General features: G+C 69.1%; 16 protein-coding genes. 6 read left to right on the top strand and 10 right to left on the bottom strand.

Translation table 11 applies throughout. The features are described 5' to 3' along the window. Positions 1 to 2: 2 nt before the first annotated feature. The 4 genes from AAN986_RS27680 to AAN986_RS27665 form a co-directional block, all read right to left on the bottom strand. Positions 3 to 503: a phosphatidylglycerophosphatase A gene (locus AAN986_RS27680; protein WP_012202641.1), complete on the bottom strand. Its 501-nt coding sequence runs from the start codon at positions 501 to 503 to the stop codon at positions 3 to 5. Positions 504 to 633: 130 nt separating this feature from the next. Beyond that, positions 634 to 2295, bottom strand: coding sequence for a DUF4139 domain-containing protein (locus AAN986_RS27675; protein WP_047219823.1), 1662 nt, complete (start codon positions 2293 to 2295; stop codon positions 634 to 636). Positions 2296 to 2333: 38 nt separating this feature from the next. Next, the gene (thiL, locus tag AAN986_RS27670) at positions 2334 to 3299 is read right to left on the bottom strand and encodes a thiamine-phosphate kinase (protein ID WP_047219822.1); all 966 of its coding nucleotides are present in this window, start codon (positions 3297 to 3299) and stop codon (positions 2334 to 2336) included. A 65-nt stretch (positions 3300 to 3364) separates the two neighbouring features. Then, entirely contained in the window at positions 3365 to 4264 is a 900-nt protein-coding gene (locus tag AAN986_RS27665; RefSeq protein WP_047219821.1) for a LysR family transcriptional regulator, read from the bottom strand. Between the two features lie 70 nt (positions 4265 to 4334). On the opposite strand from AAN986_RS27665, the gene AAN986_RS27660 reads away from it, so the two are divergent. From AAN986_RS27660 to AAN986_RS27645, 4 genes are all read left to right on the top strand, one after another. Beyond that, positions 4335 to 5783 carry an acyclic terpene utilization AtuA family protein gene (locus tag AAN986_RS27660; protein WP_349335539.1) on the top strand — a complete coding sequence of 483 codons (1449 nt, stop codon included), beginning with the start codon at positions 4335 to 4337 and terminating at the stop codon, positions 5781 to 5783. Beyond that, positions 5780 to 6151, top strand: coding sequence for a hypothetical protein (locus tag AAN986_RS27655; protein WP_013804720.1), 372 nt, complete (start codon positions 5780 to 5782; stop codon positions 6149 to 6151). The genes AAN986_RS27660 and AAN986_RS27655 overlap by 4 nt, the downstream gene beginning before the upstream one ends. A 48-nt stretch (positions 6152 to 6199) precedes the next feature. Continuing rightward, a complete protein-coding gene (locus AAN986_RS27650; protein WP_047219712.1) occupies positions 6200 to 7183 on the top strand; it encodes a tripartite tricarboxylate transporter substrate binding protein in 984 nt (327 codons plus the stop codon). A 108-nt stretch (positions 7184 to 7291) separates the two neighbouring features. Next, entirely contained in the window at positions 7292 to 9412 is a 2121-nt protein-coding gene (locus AAN986_RS27645) for an alpha/beta hydrolase domain-containing protein (protein WP_047219713.1), read from the top strand. A gap of 20 nt (positions 9413 to 9432) precedes the next feature. Here the strand turns inward: AAN986_RS27645 and AAN986_RS27640 are convergent, their stop codons facing one another. The 4 genes from AAN986_RS27640 to apaG form a co-directional block, all read right to left on the bottom strand. Beyond that, positions 9433 to 10557 carry a YbdK family carboxylate-amine ligase gene (locus tag AAN986_RS27640; protein ID WP_013804717.1) on the bottom strand — a complete coding sequence of 375 codons (1125 nt, stop codon included), beginning with the start codon at positions 10555 to 10557 and terminating at the stop codon, positions 9433 to 9435. Continuing rightward, positions 10547 to 11809: a cation:proton antiporter gene (locus AAN986_RS27635; protein WP_016450606.1), complete on the bottom strand. Its 1263-nt coding sequence runs from the start codon at positions 11807 to 11809 to the stop codon at positions 10547 to 10549. The genes AAN986_RS27640 and AAN986_RS27635 overlap by 11 nt, the downstream gene beginning before the upstream one ends. Before the next feature lie 198 nt (positions 11810 to 12007). Then, the gene (locus AAN986_RS27630) at positions 12008 to 13975 is read right to left on the bottom strand and encodes a site-specific recombinase (protein WP_016450605.1); all 1968 of its coding nucleotides are present in this window, start codon (positions 13973 to 13975) and stop codon (positions 12008 to 12010) included. Between the two features lie 52 nt (positions 13976 to 14027). Further along, positions 14028 to 14435: a Co2+/Mg2+ efflux protein ApaG gene (gene apaG, locus AAN986_RS27625; protein ID WP_016450604.1), complete on the bottom strand. Its 408-nt coding sequence runs from the start codon at positions 14433 to 14435 to the stop codon at positions 14028 to 14030. Positions 14436 to 14551: 116 nt separating this feature from the next. On the opposite strand from apaG, the gene rpe reads away from it, so the two are divergent. After that, complete coding sequence (gene rpe / locus AAN986_RS27620; protein WP_016450603.1) at positions 14552 to 15235, top strand: ribulose-phosphate 3-epimerase; 684 nt, start codon at positions 14552 to 14554, stop codon at positions 15233 to 15235. Between the two features lie 113 nt (positions 15236 to 15348). On the opposite strand, the gene AAN986_RS27615 is transcribed toward rpe, so the two are convergent. Both AAN986_RS27615 and AAN986_RS27610 read right to left on the bottom strand, forming a co-directional pair. Then, a complete protein-coding gene (locus AAN986_RS27615) occupies positions 15349 to 15675 on the bottom strand; it encodes a CzcE family metal-binding protein (protein ID WP_047219715.1) in 327 nt (108 codons plus the stop codon). 155 nt (positions 15676 to 15830) lie between these two features. After that, positions 15831 to 16880: a porin gene (locus AAN986_RS27610; protein WP_047219716.1), complete on the bottom strand. Its 1050-nt coding sequence runs from the start codon at positions 16878 to 16880 to the stop codon at positions 15831 to 15833. 143 nt (positions 16881 to 17023) lie between these two features. On the opposite strand from AAN986_RS27610, the gene AAN986_RS27605 reads away from it, so the two are divergent. Next, positions 17024 to 17230: a hypothetical protein gene (locus AAN986_RS27605; protein ID WP_133073138.1), complete on the top strand. Its 207-nt coding sequence runs from the start codon at positions 17024 to 17026 to the stop codon at positions 17228 to 17230. Positions 17231 to 17304: the final 74 nt, after the last annotated feature.

The following is a 17304-nucleotide window of genomic DNA, read 5'->3' as shown; positions in this document are numbered from 1 at the left end:
CTTCAGCCGATGAAATGGCGCCATAGCGCGATGACCAGCAGCGTGCAGAAGGCGGCCACCAAGTCATCGAACATGATCCCCCAGCCGCCGCGCCAGCCGAAGCCCTTGAAGCACCGGTCGGCCCATTTGACGGGCTGGGGCTTGGCGGCGTCGAAGAAGCGAAACAGCGCAAAGGCGATGAGCTGGCCCCAGAAGCCCGTGGGCATGACCAGCCACAGCACCAGCCAGAAGGCCACGATCTCGTCCCAGACCAGGTTGCCCGGGTCGGCCACGCGCATGTGGCGCGCCGTGACCGTGCAGGCCCACCAGCCCAGCGGAATGCTGCCCGCGATCAGCAGGCCGATCTGCTGGGGCGTGAACCAGTGCTGCAGCAGCAGGAAGGACAGCCAGGCCCACAGCGTGCCCACGGTGCCGGGCGCGATGCGCCCCAGCCCCGAGCCCAGCCCCATGGCGATGAAGTGGGCCGGGTGGGACATCATGAATTCCAGCGTGGGGCGTGCCATGCCGCCCTGCGGCGGGCCTTCCGGTGGGCGCGCCGCAGAGGCAAAGGTGGGGGTAGCAGGATCGCCGGAAACCTCCGGCCGCAGCGGCGCGTCACTCATGGGGCGAGATCATAAGCGCGGCCCTGGTGCTTCACTGACGCTCTTCGACCGCCAGATCCTGCGGATGTCGGATCTGGTGGCGGGCCTCGAAGCTGGCGCTGGCGCCAGCGGCCAGCGGCTGCTGCCAGGCGATCATGCCGTTGCGGTCGTTCCAGCGCGTGGTGGACGGCTGCGGGTTGTATTGGGACTGCACGCGGATCTGCTCGTTGCGCGAGACGGGTGCGGCGTCCACCACCTGCAGCTCGATGGCGCGGTCGTGGCGGTTGTCCACCTGGAAGCGCCGCGTGACCTGGCGTTCGGTGCTGCTGCTGAGCAGGCCGCCGCTGCCCGTGGCCGAGTCCACGGGCAGGTTGCGCACCACCACCTTGTCGTCACGGCCGAAGGACAGGCCCTGGGCCAGCGCGGCGGCGTTGCCGAAGTCCAGCCGGCCCTGGCCGGCGAAGGCGCCTTCGCGGAACAGGGCCACGGGGCCTGCGGGCCAGACACCGGCCGGCACGGCCAGCTGGGCCACCAGGTAGGCGGCCTCTTCCACGGCGGGCGCCGTGCGCGTGAGCAGGGTGGCCGGCAGGTTGTGCGAGCCCAGGGCCAGGGTCACGCGCTCGCTGCTGGAGGGCACGCTGATGCGGTAGGGCACGGAGAACTGCGTGGCGTAGGCGGTGTTGAGGCTGGCGACATCGAGCACCGGCAGTTCGGCGGCCTCGCCGGCCGCCCCGGGCTTGCGGGCGCGCTCCAGCATCATCGCAGGGGCCGCCGGGGCCGGAGCTGGCGCAGGGGCCATGGCGGCCACGGGGCGGGGCCGTTCCACATCCAGCGTCCAGGGATTGGGCAGGCGCGCCTGCGTGCTGCGCGAAGGCTGGCCGGTGGACAGCAGCAGCTGCACCTGGCTCCAGTCCTCGCCGCTGTTCTGGGCCACCAGGGCCAGGCGTTCGATGGCCACCGTGCCCTTGGCCGGGTCCAGCTGGGCGCGGTAGGTGGGCTGCCAGCTCGGGCCGCGCACCTGGTAGGTGAGCTGCACATTGGCATCGGCCGGGCTGGCCAGTTGCACGGTGACCTTCATCACCTGGGCGTTGCCTGCGCCCGTGCGGTCGCGTTCGAGCTGCAGCGGCCTGAGCTGCTCCTGCAGCGCCTGCTTTTGCCGCAGGATCTGGTGGGCGCGCAGCGTGTTGCCACGGCTGGTGCTGCGCAGCGCCTCGGTGGCGGCACCCAGCTGGCTGGCGGCGGGCAGGGCGGGGGCTTTGGCGTCATCGCCGGGCTTGGCCAGGCCCTGCAGGTAGTCGCCCACGAGCTTGGCGGCGGACTCGTCGGCCTCCAGCGCGGCCAGCTGGTCTTCCAGCGTGCGGATCTGCTGCTCCAGCGGGCTGGCGCAGGCCTTGGAGGCCAGTTCGCGCGGCTGCGACTGCAGCTTGTAGTCGCCCAGGCGCACGCCGGCATCGGCGCTGACCTGCAGGCTCTGCGGGTCGATGGAGCCGGGCAGGCATTCGAACACCAGCTGGCGCGTGGCGGCCGTGATGCGCGCCGTGCGCTCCACCGAGGCCACGCCCGCATACAGGGTGACGCGCGCGATGGGGGCGCGGGCGATGGTGGCTTCCTGGGCTTGTGCCTGGGCCTGGACCGGGGTGCCTGCCAGCAGGAAGCAGGCGGCGGCCAGGGCCGAGAGGGCGGGCAGGGCGGGCAGGGCGGAGCGTTGAACCATGGGGAGTCCTTCTCGGATGAAAGTGGTCGGGCGCGGCCTCAGGCCGCAGCGAAGTGGTCGAATGAGGTCCACCGGGGTGCCATGGCCGCTCCGTCCGGGCCGATCAGCCGCAGGCCGGGCTGCTCCTCGATGCAGCCGATGCGCGTGACGCGCGTGGCGCTGTCGCGGCCTGCGGCCTGCACGGCATCGCGCCGGTCGGCCGGGGCCGTGAAGCACAGCTCGTAGTCGTCGCCGCCGGACAGGGTGCACTGGTGCAGCAGGTCGATGGCCAGGGACGTGTGCCTGCCGGCATCGAGCAGGGGCGTGATCAGGCGCGTATCCAGGCTGGCGCCCACGCGGGATTGCTCCAGGATGTGGCCCAGGTCGCCCAGCAGGCCGTCGCTCACATCCAGCGCGCTGCTGGCAATGCCGCGCAGCGCCTGGCCCAGGGCCACGCGCGGCGTGGGCGCTTCCAGGCGCTGGCGCACGGCGGCCAGCGTGCCGGGTGGCAGGGTGGTGTGGCCCAGCAGGGCTTCCAGCGCCAGGCGGGCATCGCCCAGGCTGCCGCTGACCCAGATGTCGTCGCCTGCGCGCGCGCCGCTGCGCAGCAGGGCCTGGCCGGGCGGCACTTCGCCGAAGACGGTGATGCAGATGTTCAAGGGCCCCTGGGTGGTGTCGCCGCCGACCAGCTCGCAGCCGTGGGCGTCGGCCAGGGCCAGCAGGCCGGCCGCAAACGCCTCGGTCCAGGCCGCATCGGCACGCGGCAGGGACAGGGCCAGGGTGAAGGCCAGCGGGCGTGCGCCGCAGGCCGCCAGGTCGGACAGGTTCACGGCCAGGGATTTGTGGCCCAGCAGGCGCGGGTCCACGTCGGCGAAGAAATGCCGGCCCTCGACCAGCATGTCGCTGGAGACGGCCAGCTGCATGCCCGGCGCCGGGGCGAGCAGGGCGCAGTCATCGCCCACGCCCAGGGCGGCGCGGCGCACGGGGCGCTGGAAGAAGCGGCGGATCAGGTCGAATTCACCCACGGTGGCGGCTTTCGGATGCGTTTGGCGATCGGGCTATTGTGCTGCGAGGTTCGTGCTGCCCCGTATCAGGTGGTCTCGCCCGCACCGGGCCGATGCTCCAGCGCCAGCGCGTGGAAGGCCTGGGCGGCCGGCGACAGGCTGCGCTGGCGCCTGCGCACCAGGTACAGGTCGCGCCGGCGGTCGGCATCGGCCAGCGGGCGCGTCACCAGGCCAGGCTGCACGAAGTGGAACAGCGCCAGGGCCGGCACCACGCTGATGCCCAGGCCCGCGCGCACCATTCCCATCACGGTGGCCAGGTGCTCCACCTCCAGCAAGGTGTTGAGGGGCGGGGCCTGCTCCTGCGATTCCAGGTACTGGCGCACGCTGCTGTGGCGCGCGAGCTGGATGAAGGGCTGGTCACGCAGGTCGGCCATGGCCGGCGCGGGCAGGGCCGCCAGCGCATGGTCGGCGCGGCAGACCAGGTGCAGCCGGTCGGCGCAGAACCATTCGGCCTGCAGCTCCTCGGTGTCGGCGCGGATGGCGGCCAGCGCCAGGTCGGCCTGGCCCGAGGCCACCTGGGCGATGCAGGATTCGGACAGCAGGTCCGACACCTGCAGCTGTATGCCCGGATGGCGCGCATGGAACAGCGCCAGCACGGGCGGCAGCCAGGCCGCCGCCAGCGAAGGCAGCAGGGCGATGGACACGCGCCCACGCTGCAGCGCCGCCGCCTCGCGCAGGCCGTGCACGGCATCGCCCAGGTCGGCGCGTATGCGCTGCGCGGCATCGAGGAACTGCGCCCCCTCCTGCGTCAGCGCCACGTGGCGCGTGCTGCGGTCGAACAGGCGCACGCCCACGCCGTCTTCAAGCCCCTTGATCAGGGCACTGAAGGCCGGCTGCGACAGATGGCAGCGCTGCGCGGCCAGGGTGAAGCTGCTGAGCTGGGCCAGGGCGATGAAGGCATCGAGCTGGCGGGAGGAGATATTCATCGGGTTTTTGGATAAGTCGATCCGAACAATCGATTTCACAGATTAGCAGCGGCTGCCTACATTGGCTCTCATGGACAACCTGGAACCCTCTCTTGCCCCGGACAGGCCCCCGCTGTGGGTGGGCTGCGCAGCCGGCTTCTCGGGCGACCGCACCGATGCCGCCGCGCCCGTGGTGCGCGCCCTGGCGGCCAGCGGCCAGAGCGCCTGCCTGATCTTCGAGACCCTGGCCGAGCGCACGCTGGCGCTGGCCCAGCTCGCGCGGCGCGAGCAGCCCGACGCGGGCTACGAACCCCTGCTGGAGGACCTGCTGGAGCCCGTGCTGGCCGACTGCCTGGCGCATGGCATACGCATCGTCAGCAACTTCGGTGCCGCCAACCCCGAAGGCGCGGCGCGCTGCATCCAGCGGCTGGCGCAGCGCCTGGGCCTGCGCGTGCCGCGCATCGCCGTCGTGCATGGCGACGATGTCAGCGGCCCGGCGTACCGCGGGGCGCTGCGGGCCGCGCTGGGCGCGGAGTTTCCCGAGGATTCGCTGGTCAGTGCCAACGCCTACATCGGCGCGCGCGCGATTGCCGAGGCCTTGCAGGCCGGCGCCGAGATCGTGGTGGCCGGCCGCGTGTCCGACCCCTCGCTGACCCTGGGGCCGGCCATGGCGCATTTCGGCTGGGCCTGGGACGACTGGGACCGCCTGGCGCGCGCCACCATGGCCGGCCACCTGCTGGAATGCGGCGCCCAGGTCACGGGCGGCTACTTTGCCGACCCGGGCTTCAAGGACGTGCAGGGCCTGGCGCGGCTGGGCTATCCCATCGCCATCATCGAGCCCTCGGGCGACTGCACCATCACCAAGCCCGAAGGCACGGGCGGCCTGGTCAGCGAACGCACGGTCAAGGAACAGCTGCTGTACGAGGTGCACGACCCGGCCGCCTACCTGACGCCCGACGTGGTGGCCGACCTGTCCGAGGCCGAGGTGCACCAGGTGGGGCCTGACGCCGTGCGCCTGAGCGGCGTGCGCGGCCATGCGCACAACGGCCACTACAAGGTCAATGTCTGCCATGCCTCGGGCTGGCTGGCCGAGGGCGAGATCTCCTATGCCGGCCCGCGCGCCCTGGAGCGCGCCCGGCTGGCTGGCGAGGTGCTGCGCGAGCGCCTGGGCGGCGAGGCCGCCGGCGACCTGCGCCTGGACTGGATCGGCGTGGCCAGCGTGCTGGGCGACGACGCCGGCCGCTGGCGCGACGCGCAGCCGGCCGGCGCAGCCGCCCCCCAGGACGTGCGCCTGCGCGCCGCCTGGCTGCGCCCCACGCAGGCCCAGGCGCGGCGCCTGCCGCGCGAGGTCAATGCGCTGTACACCTGCGGGCCGGCCGGCGGCGGCGGCGTGCGCACGGCGCTGCGCGCGCGGCTGGGCACGGTGTCCTGCCTGCTGGCGCAGCAGAGCATCGCCACCGGGTGGAAGTGGGCCGAGGAAGAGATCGACAAAGGGGTCGACAAAGGGGTCGAGAAAGAAGCCGGGGAGCACGCCGCATGAACACACTGCCAACCACGATGCCCGTCACCGTGCCGTTGTACCGCCTGGCGCACGGGCGCACGGGGGACAAGGGCAACCGCTCCAACATCAGCCTCATCGCCTGGAATGCCGCCTGCTGGCCCGTGCTGGTGGAGCAGATCACCGAAGAGCGCGTGGCCGCGCACTTCGCCGCCCGGCGCCCTGCGCGCGTGCAGCGCTTCGTGCTGCAGCGCCTGCAGGCCATGAACTGGGTGCTGGACGCGGTGCTGGACGGCGGCGTCAACGATGCGCTCAACCTCGACAGCCACGGCAAGGCGCTGTCGTACTGGCTGCTGCAGATGCAGGTCCACATACCGGCTTCGCTGCTGCCCCACCTGGCGCCGGAGTAGCCGGCAGCACCCGCCCGTCACACATTCATCACAACAAAGGAGACAGACATGCACTTTTCGCACAACTTCCCCCGCCGCCATGTGCTCGCGCTGGCCGCCTGCGCGCTGGCAGCCGCCGCCGCACCGGCCCTGGCACAGGACTATCCGTCCAAGCCCATCACCTTCGTCGTGCCGTTTGCGGCCGGCAGCGCCACCGACCAGCTGGCACGGGCGCTGGGCCAGGCCGTGACCACGGCGACCAAGCAGGCCGTGGTGGTCGAGAACAAGGGCGGCGCCAGCGGCATGATCGCGGCCCAGCAGGTGGCGCGCTCGGCGGCCGACGGCTACACGGTGCTGATCACCACCAACACCACGCATGCGGCCAACCAGCATCTGTACAAGAAGCTGCCCTATGACGCGGTCAAGGACTTCGCGCCCGTGGCCGGGCTGGGCAAGGGCGGCCAGGTGCTGGTGGTGCGCGCCGATGCGCCGTACAGGAACGTGGGCGATCTGCTGGCGGCGGCGAAGAAGCAGCCGGGCAAGCTGTCGTTCGGCAGCGGCAGCTCCTCCAGCCGCGTGGCCGGTGAAATGCTCAAGCAGCTGGCCGGCGTGGACCTGATGCACGTGCCCTACAAGAGCAATCCGCTGGCCATCACCGACCTGCTGGGCGGCCAGATCGACCTGATGATCACCGACACCTCCACCGGCGTGCCCCAGGTCAAGTCGGGCAAGCTGCGCGCCCTGGGCTACTCCACCACCCAGCGCAGCCCGCAGCTGCCCGAGGTGCCCACGCTGGAGGAAGCCGGCGTCAAGGGCTATGACATGGGCTACTGGTTCGCGGCCTACGCGCCCGCTGGCACGCCCGAGGCCGTGGTTGCCCGTCTGAACCGCCTGCTGTCCGACGCCGTGCACAGCGCGGGCGCCAAGTCCTTCTTCGAGATGTCCGGCTCCGAGGGCTGGACCGCCACGCCCCAGGAGCTGGCCGCCTTCCAGGCGGGCGAGACCCAGAAGTGGGGCCAGGTGATCAAGGCCGCCGGCATCCAGCCCGAGTAGGCCGCTCCCCCGCTCTCCCGTTCCTTTTTTTCCGAACCGCCCTAGGCCGCCGCAATGCACGGCGGCCAGGGCGCAGCCTTGCCTGTGCCATGACCCCAAGGAGACAACATGCACATCAGATCCACCCATCCCCTGGCCCTTGCCCTGGCCGCATCCGGCCTGCTGGCCGCCTGCGGCGGCAGTGACTCGCCTGCCGGTTCGCAGGCGCCGCGCATGCAGCTGAGCATCAGCGCCACCGAGGACTTTGCCGGCAGCTACGGCAGTGTCGGCGCCTACGAAAAAGTCACCGGCGTGCTGCGCGGCGAGCTGGACCCGGCCGACCCGAAGAACGCCGTGATCCAGGACCTGGCGCTGGCGCCCCTCAATGCGCGCGGCATGGTGGAGTACAGCACCGACTTCGTCATGCTCAAGCCCAAGGACATGTCCAAGGCCAGCGGTGTGCTGCGCTATGACGCGCCCAATCGCGGCAACATCCTGACCATGCCCAACCCCACGGCCACGCCCGGCGATGCGGTCTACCTGGAGCGCGGCTACGTGCTGCTGTACTCGGCCTGGCAGGGCGATGTGCCCAAGTCCACGCCAGCGCGCCTGACGGTCACCGTGCCCGTGGCCCGCAACAAGGACGGCAGCAGCATCACGGGCAGCTACCGCACCGAGCTGGTCCCGGCCGCCGCCGTGCCCTCCATGACCCTGCCCGGCGGCGTGTTCAACGGGACCATGATCCCCTACGAGCCCGCCAGCCTGGACAACACGCAGGCCGGCTACTCGCTCACGCGCCGCATCAACGAAACCGATGCGCGCCAGACCGTGCCTGCGGGCGACTGGAAGTTCGCCAGCTGCGATGCCGCCGCCAATCCCTTCCCCGGCACGCCTGCGGCCACCAGCGTCTGCCTGAAGGGCGGGTTCGACCCGCAGTACCTCTACGAGCTGGTCTACGTGGCCAAGGACCCCAAGGTCATGGGCGTGGGCCTGGCCGCGCTGCGCGACACGGTGAGCTTCTTCCGCGCCAAGGCGGCCGACGCCGACGGCAAGGCCAATCCGCTGGCCGGGCGCATTACGCACACCATCGGCCAGGGCACCTCGCAGTCGGGCAATGCCATGAAGACCTTCCTGCACCTGGGCTTCAACCAGGCGCTCGATGGCGGCAAGGTCTTCGACGGCATGTATGCCCATGTGGCCGCGCGCCAGACCAACATCAACACGCGCTTTGCCGTGCCCGGCGGCGGGGGCGGCCTGCGCACCGACCACACGGCCTTCGGCCAGACCGCGCCGCGTGGCCTGGACAAGGACTACAGCGATGAGGTCAGCGGCCGCCAGGGCGGCGTGATGAAGCGCTGCGAAGCCAGCAACACCTGCCCCAAGTTCTTCCTGGGCCTGTCCGGCACGGAGTTCTGGCAGCTGCAGGGCTCGCCCGTGCTGACCGATGCCAACGGCCTGCGCGACATCGCCCAGCCCGCCAATGCCCGCATCTACTACTACGCCAGCACGCAGCACGGCGGCGCAGGCGGCACGGCCAGCATCGGCTATGCGCCCACGCGCAATGTCTATCCGGCCGGCACCGTGGTGCACTTCAACGACACCTTCCGCGCGCTGTTCATCGCGCTGGAGGACTGGGTGGTGCGCGGCACCGAGCCGCCGGCCAGCCAGGTGCCCAGGCTGGCCGACGGCACCCTGGTGCGGCCCGACAAGCTGGTCTTTCCCGCCATGAAGGGCCTGAGCTGGAGCGTGGGCGGCGTGCAGACCGCCATCCCCGAGTTCCGCTACCTGGCGCGCCACAACGGCTTTGCGCTGCTCGACTTCGGCCCGCAGTACGTGCCGCAGGACGAAAGCGGCATCGCCACGCTGCAGCCGCCGCGCGCCACGGGCAAGGACTACGCCATCCTCGTGCCCCAGGTCGATGCGGCCACCGGCCTCACGCGCGCAGGCATCCGCAGCGTGGAAGCGCGGGCACCGCTGGGCACCAGCATGGAGTTCAACTACGTGGCCACGCCGGGCATCGTGGACCTGTCCAACCTCACGGGCAGCTTCATCCCCTTCCACAAGACGCGCGCGGCGCGGCTGGCGGCCGGTGACGGGCGGCCGTCACTGGAGGAGCTGTATGTCGACCAGGCCGGCTACGTGAGCGCCGTCACGGCGGCGGCCCAGGACCTGGTGCGCCAGCGCCTGCTGCTGCAGCGCGACGCCGACGCGCAGATCACCGCCGCGCGTGCGGCGGCGGTGCTGCCTTGAGCCTGCGCTGAACGCAGGCCTCAGACGGCCTGGCCGCGAAAGCGCATGGCCGCCTGGCGCGAGACCTCGGCCAGCAGCTGCTCGCTGCGCTGGCGCTCGCGCAGCCAGCGGGCATCGTTGCTGCCGGCGGCCACGTCGCTGCGCAGCAGGTGCAGGGCGGGCGCGGCGCCATGGCGGGCCGCGTAGTCGGCCACGGCATCCATGGTCTTGAGGATGTGGTCGGCCAGCGGCATGTGCTCGCCCGTGGCCGGGTCCACGTACACGGCCTCCAGGCCGAAGCGGCAGGCCTGGAAGCGGTTGTAGGTGTAGACCAGGTAGTCGTCCTCCACGGGCGTGAAGGGCTGGGTGTCCATGAACCAGGCGGCCAGCGCCTGCACGTAGCCGGACAGGGCGGCTGCGCGCTCGATGGTCAGCGGCGTGTCGAACACGCGGATCTCGATGGTGCCGAACTCCGGCTTGGGCCGGATGTCCCAGTAGAAGTCCTTCATGCTCTTGACCACGCCCGTGCGCGTCATCTTGTCGAAGTACTGCTCGAACTCGCTCCAGTGCAGCACGCAGGGCGCGCGGCCCGACAGCGGAAAGGCGAACACCGAGTTCAGCCGCGCCGAGTCGAAGGCCGTGTCGTGGCCCTGCACGTAGGGGCTGGAGGCCGACAGCGCAATGAAGTGCGGGATGTAGCGCGACATGCGGTGCAGCATCAGCAGCGCCGCGTCGGCGTCGGGGCAGCCGATGTGCACGTGCTGGCCGAAGATGGTGAACTGCTTGGACAGGTAGCCGTACAGCTGCGACAGCTCCTGGAAGCGCGGCTTGTCGTAGATGCGCCGCTCATGCCACTGCTGGAAGGGGTGGGTGCCGCCGCCCACCACGGCGATGTTGAGCTTGTCGGCGCTTTTGACCAGCGCATCGCGGATCTGGCTGAGCTGGCCCAGCACCTCCGAGGCCGAATGGCAGACGCTGGTGGAGATCTCGATCATGCTGTTCGTCATCTCGGGCACCACGCTGCCGGGCAGCGGGTTCTTGAGCATGAGGCGCAGCATGTCCTCGGCGTAGGGGGCCAGGTCGTAGTCGTGGGTGTTGACCAGCTGCAGTTCCAGCTCCACGCCCAGGGTCAGCGGTTCGGACGAGTTGAAGGCTTCAAGACTCACGTTCATCTCCTGCGGTGTTCGAGCGGCTCAGCGGCTTCCAGGGACGGGAGCTTTCGCCGGAGCGGTAGATGGCCACGGTGGCCAGGGCGGCGCCCAGCACCTCCATCACCAAAATGGTGGGCAGGGCCACGCCTGCGATCTGCGCGCCCAGCTCGGGCGCGGCGGCCACGAACTGCGAGGCGATCAGCAGCGCCACCGATGACATGGGCGCCATGGCGCAGCCCACCCAGAAGGCCTGGCGCCAGTTGGCGCCCGTGCCCACATTGCCCACGGCCACGCCCAGGGTCTTGGCGACCAGGCGCGCCAGGATCACGGCGCCCACCACGCCGGCCACCGGCGCGCTCCAGTCGGCCTGTGCGGCCACGGTGGAGACCAGCACGAACATCAGCATGGTCAGCAGCGAGGCCGCCGTGCCCAGCTGGCGCGGCCAGGCCCAGGGGCGCGGGTTGAACTGCTTGAGCAGGATGCCGCCCAGCAGCGCCGCCAGCGGCGCCGAGCCGCCCAGGTACGAGGTCAGCGGCACGCTGGCCGAGATCAGGGTGAGAAAGAGGATGGAGGTGTTCTCGCTGGCCGGGCTCATGAAGCGCAGCGCCAAGCGCATCAGCACGGCCAGCACCAGGGCCACGGCCACCGAGACGCCCAAGACCACCAGCACCGGCATGATCGAGGCCACGAAGCCGGCCTTGGGCTGCGTCAGCATGCCCGCCTTGGCGCTGCCCAGGGCCAGCGCATACAGCGTGGACAGGGTGGACAGCACCAGGCCGCGATCGGTCACGGCGCCTGCGGCACGCATGTCGGCCACCACGCGCGTCAGCACCAGGGGCGAGGCCGCCATGGCCACCAGGGCCAGCGGCCCGGCCACTTCGGGGGCCATGCCCAGCCAGCCCAGCACCAGGGAGACCAGCACGTAGGTCAGCGCGGACTCGGCCACGCTTTGCACCAGCACCATGGGGTTGTGGCGGAACCAGCGCAGCGTGATGCGCCCGCCGCATTCGAACAGCACGATGGCCACGCCCAGCTCCAGCAGGAACAGCCCCGTGCCCTGCAGCGGCCAGGTGGTGTTGGCCCCAAAGCCGATCAACCCGGCAATGCCGCCGACCAGCGAGTAGCCGACCACCTTGGGCAGGGCGGCATGGCGCTGGCAGGCATAGCCGACCATGGTGGCCACGGCCAGCAGCAGGGACCACTGAACCGTGGCCAGCCCGGCCGAAGGCCGCAGCCACGGTTCCCAGAAGCTCAGCATGTCATTCATCAGCGACGTCCTTTGCGCGAGCCAGTGGCCCGCAAGCGAAGCTCCGCAAGGCCTTCCCTGCGGCGCGGGCAAGCCCGCGTCCCGTGCGCCTGGCACGGGGACACTTCGTTGGCGATCCACTGGCGTGACTGCCAGGCTGCAAGGCCGGGCGGGCACGCCAGCACGTGGGTTCCGCGTGGTTCCCGAGGTCCCGCAGGCTCAGGGGCGGAAGAAACTCAGCGGCGCTGTGCGCAGACGGCGGCGGATGGCCGAATAGATGCGCGAGCGGTCGACTCCGCTGACATTGTGTGCCCTCAGCGCAACGCGGAATGCCAGATAAAAGCTGACAGTGACGTTCAACGCGCCATTGATGGGCAGTAGGGCAATCGCCCACCAGAACATGTCGGAGTGCAGAACCTCCCAGCCCAGGGCGGCCATGGCGGCCCCGATCTGGCCGGCCGACAGCGTGACGTGGCGCACCTCCAGCCCCAGGCCGAAGAAGGCCGCGAAGGCCGGCACCAGGCCCAGCATCATGCCCAGCGAGACATTGGCAGCAAAGCCCGAGATGTTCTTGCGCCAGAAATGCGCCCAGCGATCCGCGCGCCCGGCGCCCAGCCAGCGCGTGATGCCGGGGTTGTAGCGGATCACCGAGTCCAGCCGGCGCAGCACGAACCAGTTCTCGGCCCAGCCCGCGATCAGGCTGCTGGCAAACAGCAGCACGCCCGTGAAGGCAGCGAACAGCGGCGACAGGCCCAGCAGGCTCAGCGAATCGAGCACGGCAATCGCATGCGGCTCGTCGATGGGCGTGTGGCCGAACAGCTGGGCATAGCCCAGCGACAGCAGCAGCACCATGGGCAGCACCACCAGCACGTTGCCCAGCACGGCCGCCACCTGGGAGCGCACCAGGTGCGCGACCTCGTCCACGAATTCCTCGATGGCCTCGCTGGCGCGCAGGTCCTTGAGCTTGGCGGCCATGGCCGGCGCCGTCATGGCCGGCTGCTTGGTGGCCACCGTGAAGTGCAGCAGCTGGATCAGCACGAAGCTGATGGAGTAGTTGATGCCCGCGGCCAGCCCGCCCCAGAACGCCGACAGCCCCAGCGCGTAGAGCGCGAACTTGAGCAGCGTGGTGAAGGCCATCACGAAGCCGCCGCCGGCGGCCTTGGTCACCATGGACAGGTACTCGCGGCCCGTGCGCGTGATGTAGTGCTCGCCGGTCTCGGCGCTGCGCTCGGCCACCTTGGCGGCCAGCAGCGAGGTATTGGTGGCCAGCAGGGCGCGCAGGCTGCGCCGCTCGATGCCCACGGACACCAGGTTGGCCAGCAGGTCGGCCGTCTCGGTGGCGCGGTTGTCGGCCAGCAGGCAGTCGAGCAGGCGCCTGACGCGCAGGATGCGCGCGCGCAGCTGGCGCAGGCGAAACACCAGGCCCACCGAAATCCCTTCGGACTCGAAATGCGCGTACACCGATGTCACGGCCGCGCGGCAGGCATCCAGCCGTTCGCGCAGCCGGGCCTCGGCCGCGTCGCGCCGGTCGTTGGTGCGCAGCGCGTGCAGCACCTCCACGCGCAGGCTTTCCGCATCGTGGATCAGGGCGTGGAAGGGCTGGTCGTCGCGCGCCTGCTCGTCCATGCGCAGGCGCAGCTCGGGCGAGAAGCCCGTGGACAGGATCTGTCCCGTGCAATAGGTGATGGAGCCCAGCAGGCTGTTCTGCCAGAAGCTGCTGCCCTGGCCCTCGCTGCCATCGGTCAGCAGTACGGCGATGCGCTCGAGCAGGGCCGCGTCCAGCGCATGCAGCCAGCGCGCGTCGAATTCGTCGGGCATGGCCAGCATGAACAGCTCGGAGGCATCGACCGTCTCTGGCGTGCTGGGCAGCAGCTTGTAGCGCACGCGCTCGGACAGCTCGCTGAACATGTTGGTGCGCGGCGCAAAGCCGAAATCGGCCAGCAGCGCCGTGATGTCCACGGTATCGATGAAGCGCAGCCACCACGCATGCAGGCGCTGGCGCACGGCCGGATCGGCCTCCACGGCCTCCACCAGCAACTGCACACGCTGCACCGCGCCGTCCACCGACGGCTTGGGCGCGCGCACCCACTCCAGCAGGTGGATCAGCCAGATATGGCGGTGCGCGAGGTCGGCCTCGGGGTCGAGTGCGGCCAGAAGGCCGGGCAGGTCTTGGGTGATTCGCTTCATGTAGGGGTCTTGCGGCAGGGCGGAAGACTAGCGCCTCCCCCGAGGAACGCGCTCAGTGCAGCACGCGGTTGTCAGGGTCTGGAAAGCTGTCGCCGCCAGCGCCCGACTGCAGATGAAAGCGCGGGATGGGGCACTCGAAGACTTCGCCCTCGTGGCTGATGCACAGATAGGTGCCCTGCATGCTGCCGTTGGGCGTGCGCAGCTGGCAGCCGCTGGTGTACTCGAAGGTCTCGCCGGGCTGCAGCAGCGGCTGGCGGCCGATCACCCCCAGGCCCTTGACCTCTTCGACATGGCCCAGTTCGTTGGTGATGATCCAGTGGCGCGCGATCAACTGGCCCGGCACCTGGCCGGTATTGGTCACGGTGATCGTGTAGGAGAAGGCGTACACGCCTGCCGCTGGAGCGGATTGCTCTGGCAAAAAGGCGGGGCGGACCTGGACCTGGAACTCGTTCATGGGCATGGCGGCAATGGTAACTGCCCGCAATGTACCGGCTTGCGAACGTCCCCACGCGCCGCCGCCCATGGCTTTGTGCCGTCGCTGGTGCCGGTATGGGCTAGCTGCGACAATCGCAGGCCATGAGCCCCACCTACCGCATCGCCCCCTCCATCCTGTCTGCCGACTTCGCCCGTCTGGGTGACGAGGTCAAGAATGTGATCGCCTCCGGCGCCGACTGGATCCACTTCGACGTGATGGACAACCACTACGTGCCCAACCTCACGTTCGGTCCCATGATCTGCGAGGCCCTGAAGCCCCATGCGAAGACGCCCGACGGCCAGCCCGTGCCCGTCGACGTGCACCTGATGGTCACGCCCGTGGACGAACTGGCCACGGCCTTCGCCAAGGCCGGCGCCGACTACATCAGCTTCCACCCCGATGCCACGGCCCACGTGCACCGCAGCATCCAGAACATCCGTGCCCAGGGCGCCAAGCCGGGCCTGGTGTTCAACCCGGCCGCCTCGCTGGACGTGCTGGACTGGGTCATCGACGACATCGACCTCATCTTGCTGATGAGCGTGAACCCCGGCTTCGGCGGCCAGAGCTTCATCGACAGCACGCTGCGCAAGATCGAGGCCGCGCGCAAGCGCATCGAGGCCAGCGGCCGCGACATCCGCCTGGAGGTGGACGGCGGCATCAAGGAAACCAACATCCGCCGCGTGGCCGATGCCGGTGCCGACACCTTCGTGGCGGGCAGCGCCATCTTCGGCAAGCCCGACTACAAGGCCGTGATCGACGCCATGCGCGGCGCCCTGGCGGCCTGAGCTTCGGCCTGCCTCCAGCAAAAAAGGCCCGCGAATTGCGGGCCCTTTTTTTGCTGCGTCGAGTTGCGTTGAGTTGGATTCTGCGCAGCGCAGGCCGCAGCGACGCGGCCCCTTCAGCCGCCTCGCTCGTGCTCTGCGGGCATGACGAAGATGCTGCGGCCCTGCGTGTCGAAACCGGGCGGCGCAAAGCGCGCCACCGGCACATGGCTGTGCCGGATGGAGCGGACCTTCCACGCGAATGTCCTGCCCTTGCTGGTGAAATTGAGGGTTTCGCCGCAGGTGACGTTGATGGGCGTCTTCTGCGACAGATCGACGCTACGGTAGGAGCCTGCAGGCGCGGGCGAGCCGTAATGCGATTGACCGTTGGGAAAAGTGTCCGCATGGGCCATTGGGCAGGCAAGAAAAATGCCTGCGATATACAGGGCATTGATATTTTTCATGAAATGCTCCTTGGCGCAAATGGGATTTTCAATTCAAACGGAACATGGATGGATGGCAGGCCGTGGCAATGGTTTGGTGAATGCGGAAAAAGGGCATTGCCCGGCCTGCCGCCAGCGGTTTTGCAACGCTGGCGGGAATAATCCCGGAAAGGAAATCAGAAACTGTGGCGTATGCCCACTTCCGCACCCGTTGACGTGCCCTTGGGCGCAAGCCCCGGTGCACCGCCCGACAGGGCGAAAGTCGCATTGCCCTTGTTGGATATGCGGGCCACGGTTCCATACAAGGCCGTGCGGCGCGACAGATCATGCACATAGCCGATGGCATATTTGTTCGCATCGCTGCCATTGAATGCCACCGGACCCTTGCGCGAATCGGTACGCACATAGGAGGCGCGGAGATGGCCGCTGCCCACGGGAACCGTCATGCCCAGCAGCCAGCGGTCCTCGGAGCCCAGGGTGCTGCTGCCGTAGGTGCCGAAAGGCAGGTCCTCCCGCTGGAAGTGGCCCATGAGCTTGGCGAAACCGAAGTCGTACGAGGCGCCCGCGCCATACTGCCTGAACTTGGCGCCGGCGGCGCCGATGTCGGTCGTGCCATAGGACAGCGACAGGCTCAATGGACCGTTTTCGTAGTGCACCCGGCCTGCCACGTGGCGGCCCACGTTGCTCGATGGGTTCTCGTCCATGGCGTACATGAATTCCGCACGCAGGCCCCAGAGGCTGGGCGAGAGGTACTGGATCGCGTTGTCGCGGCGGTAGTAGGACGGTGAGAAGCCGTCCGGCATGCGGCTTGCCACGGCGGAACCGCCCAGTCCGATCACGCCGAACGGATCGTATTTGTAGGTATGTGCCGAAGCCGGCGAAAGGTCGCGGCCCAGGCGCACTTCGCCGAAACCTCCCGACAGGCTCACGGTGGAACGGCGCTGGAAGAACTTGCCCGTGGAGCTGAACGTGCCCGTGTCGGCATTGACGTCCGACTCCAGCCAGAAGCCGGCCCTCAGTCCGCCGCCCAGATCCTCGTCGCCGCGAAATCCCAGCCGCCCGGAGGCCAGGCCGCTGTTGTTCATGGTCAGGTTGCCAGGCAGGTCGCTGTTCCTCACGTAGCGCGCATTGACGTCTACGATGCCGAACAGGGTGATGGATGACTGCGCGCTGGCCGCCAGCGAAATGACGGGCAATGCTGCCGCCAATATGCGATTGAATTTCATGCCTGATCCTTGTATTGAATGGTGGATTCCATGCGCATCCATTTTCAAAACGGATGCTGTGGTAAATACTAGAATCCGTAGGCGATCTCAGTCGGTCTTGAAAAGAAATGGGCAGGGCATGGCAAGCCATTCACAGGCTTTTCGTGCAAAACCTGTTCCACCCCGCCAACACCAGAAGGCAGGGGCTGCCATTCATGACAGTTACCTTTCTTCAAAATGTCTTGAATGTCACTTTGCTGTCGGGTGGATGGATGTTGGGCATTGATAGCATTCAGGGGATTGACTCCGGTGAAATAAAAATAATCCGTGTCGTGTCGCTGATGCGGCTGTGGGTGGGTATTGAAAGATAGGCGGGGGGGCAGAAAATGCGTCGCGAGGATGTCAAGCTGAGGATGCTGGCAAGAAGAGGGGACACGGGGGCCAG

The organism is Delftia sp. DS1230, from assembly GCF_040112715.1.
GTDB lineage: Bacteria > Pseudomonadota > Gammaproteobacteria > Burkholderiales > Burkholderiaceae_C > Comamonas > Comamonas tsuruhatensis.
The sequence above is the reverse complement of the archived record's forward strand: the minus strand, read 5'-3'. Positions and strand labels throughout refer to the sequence as shown.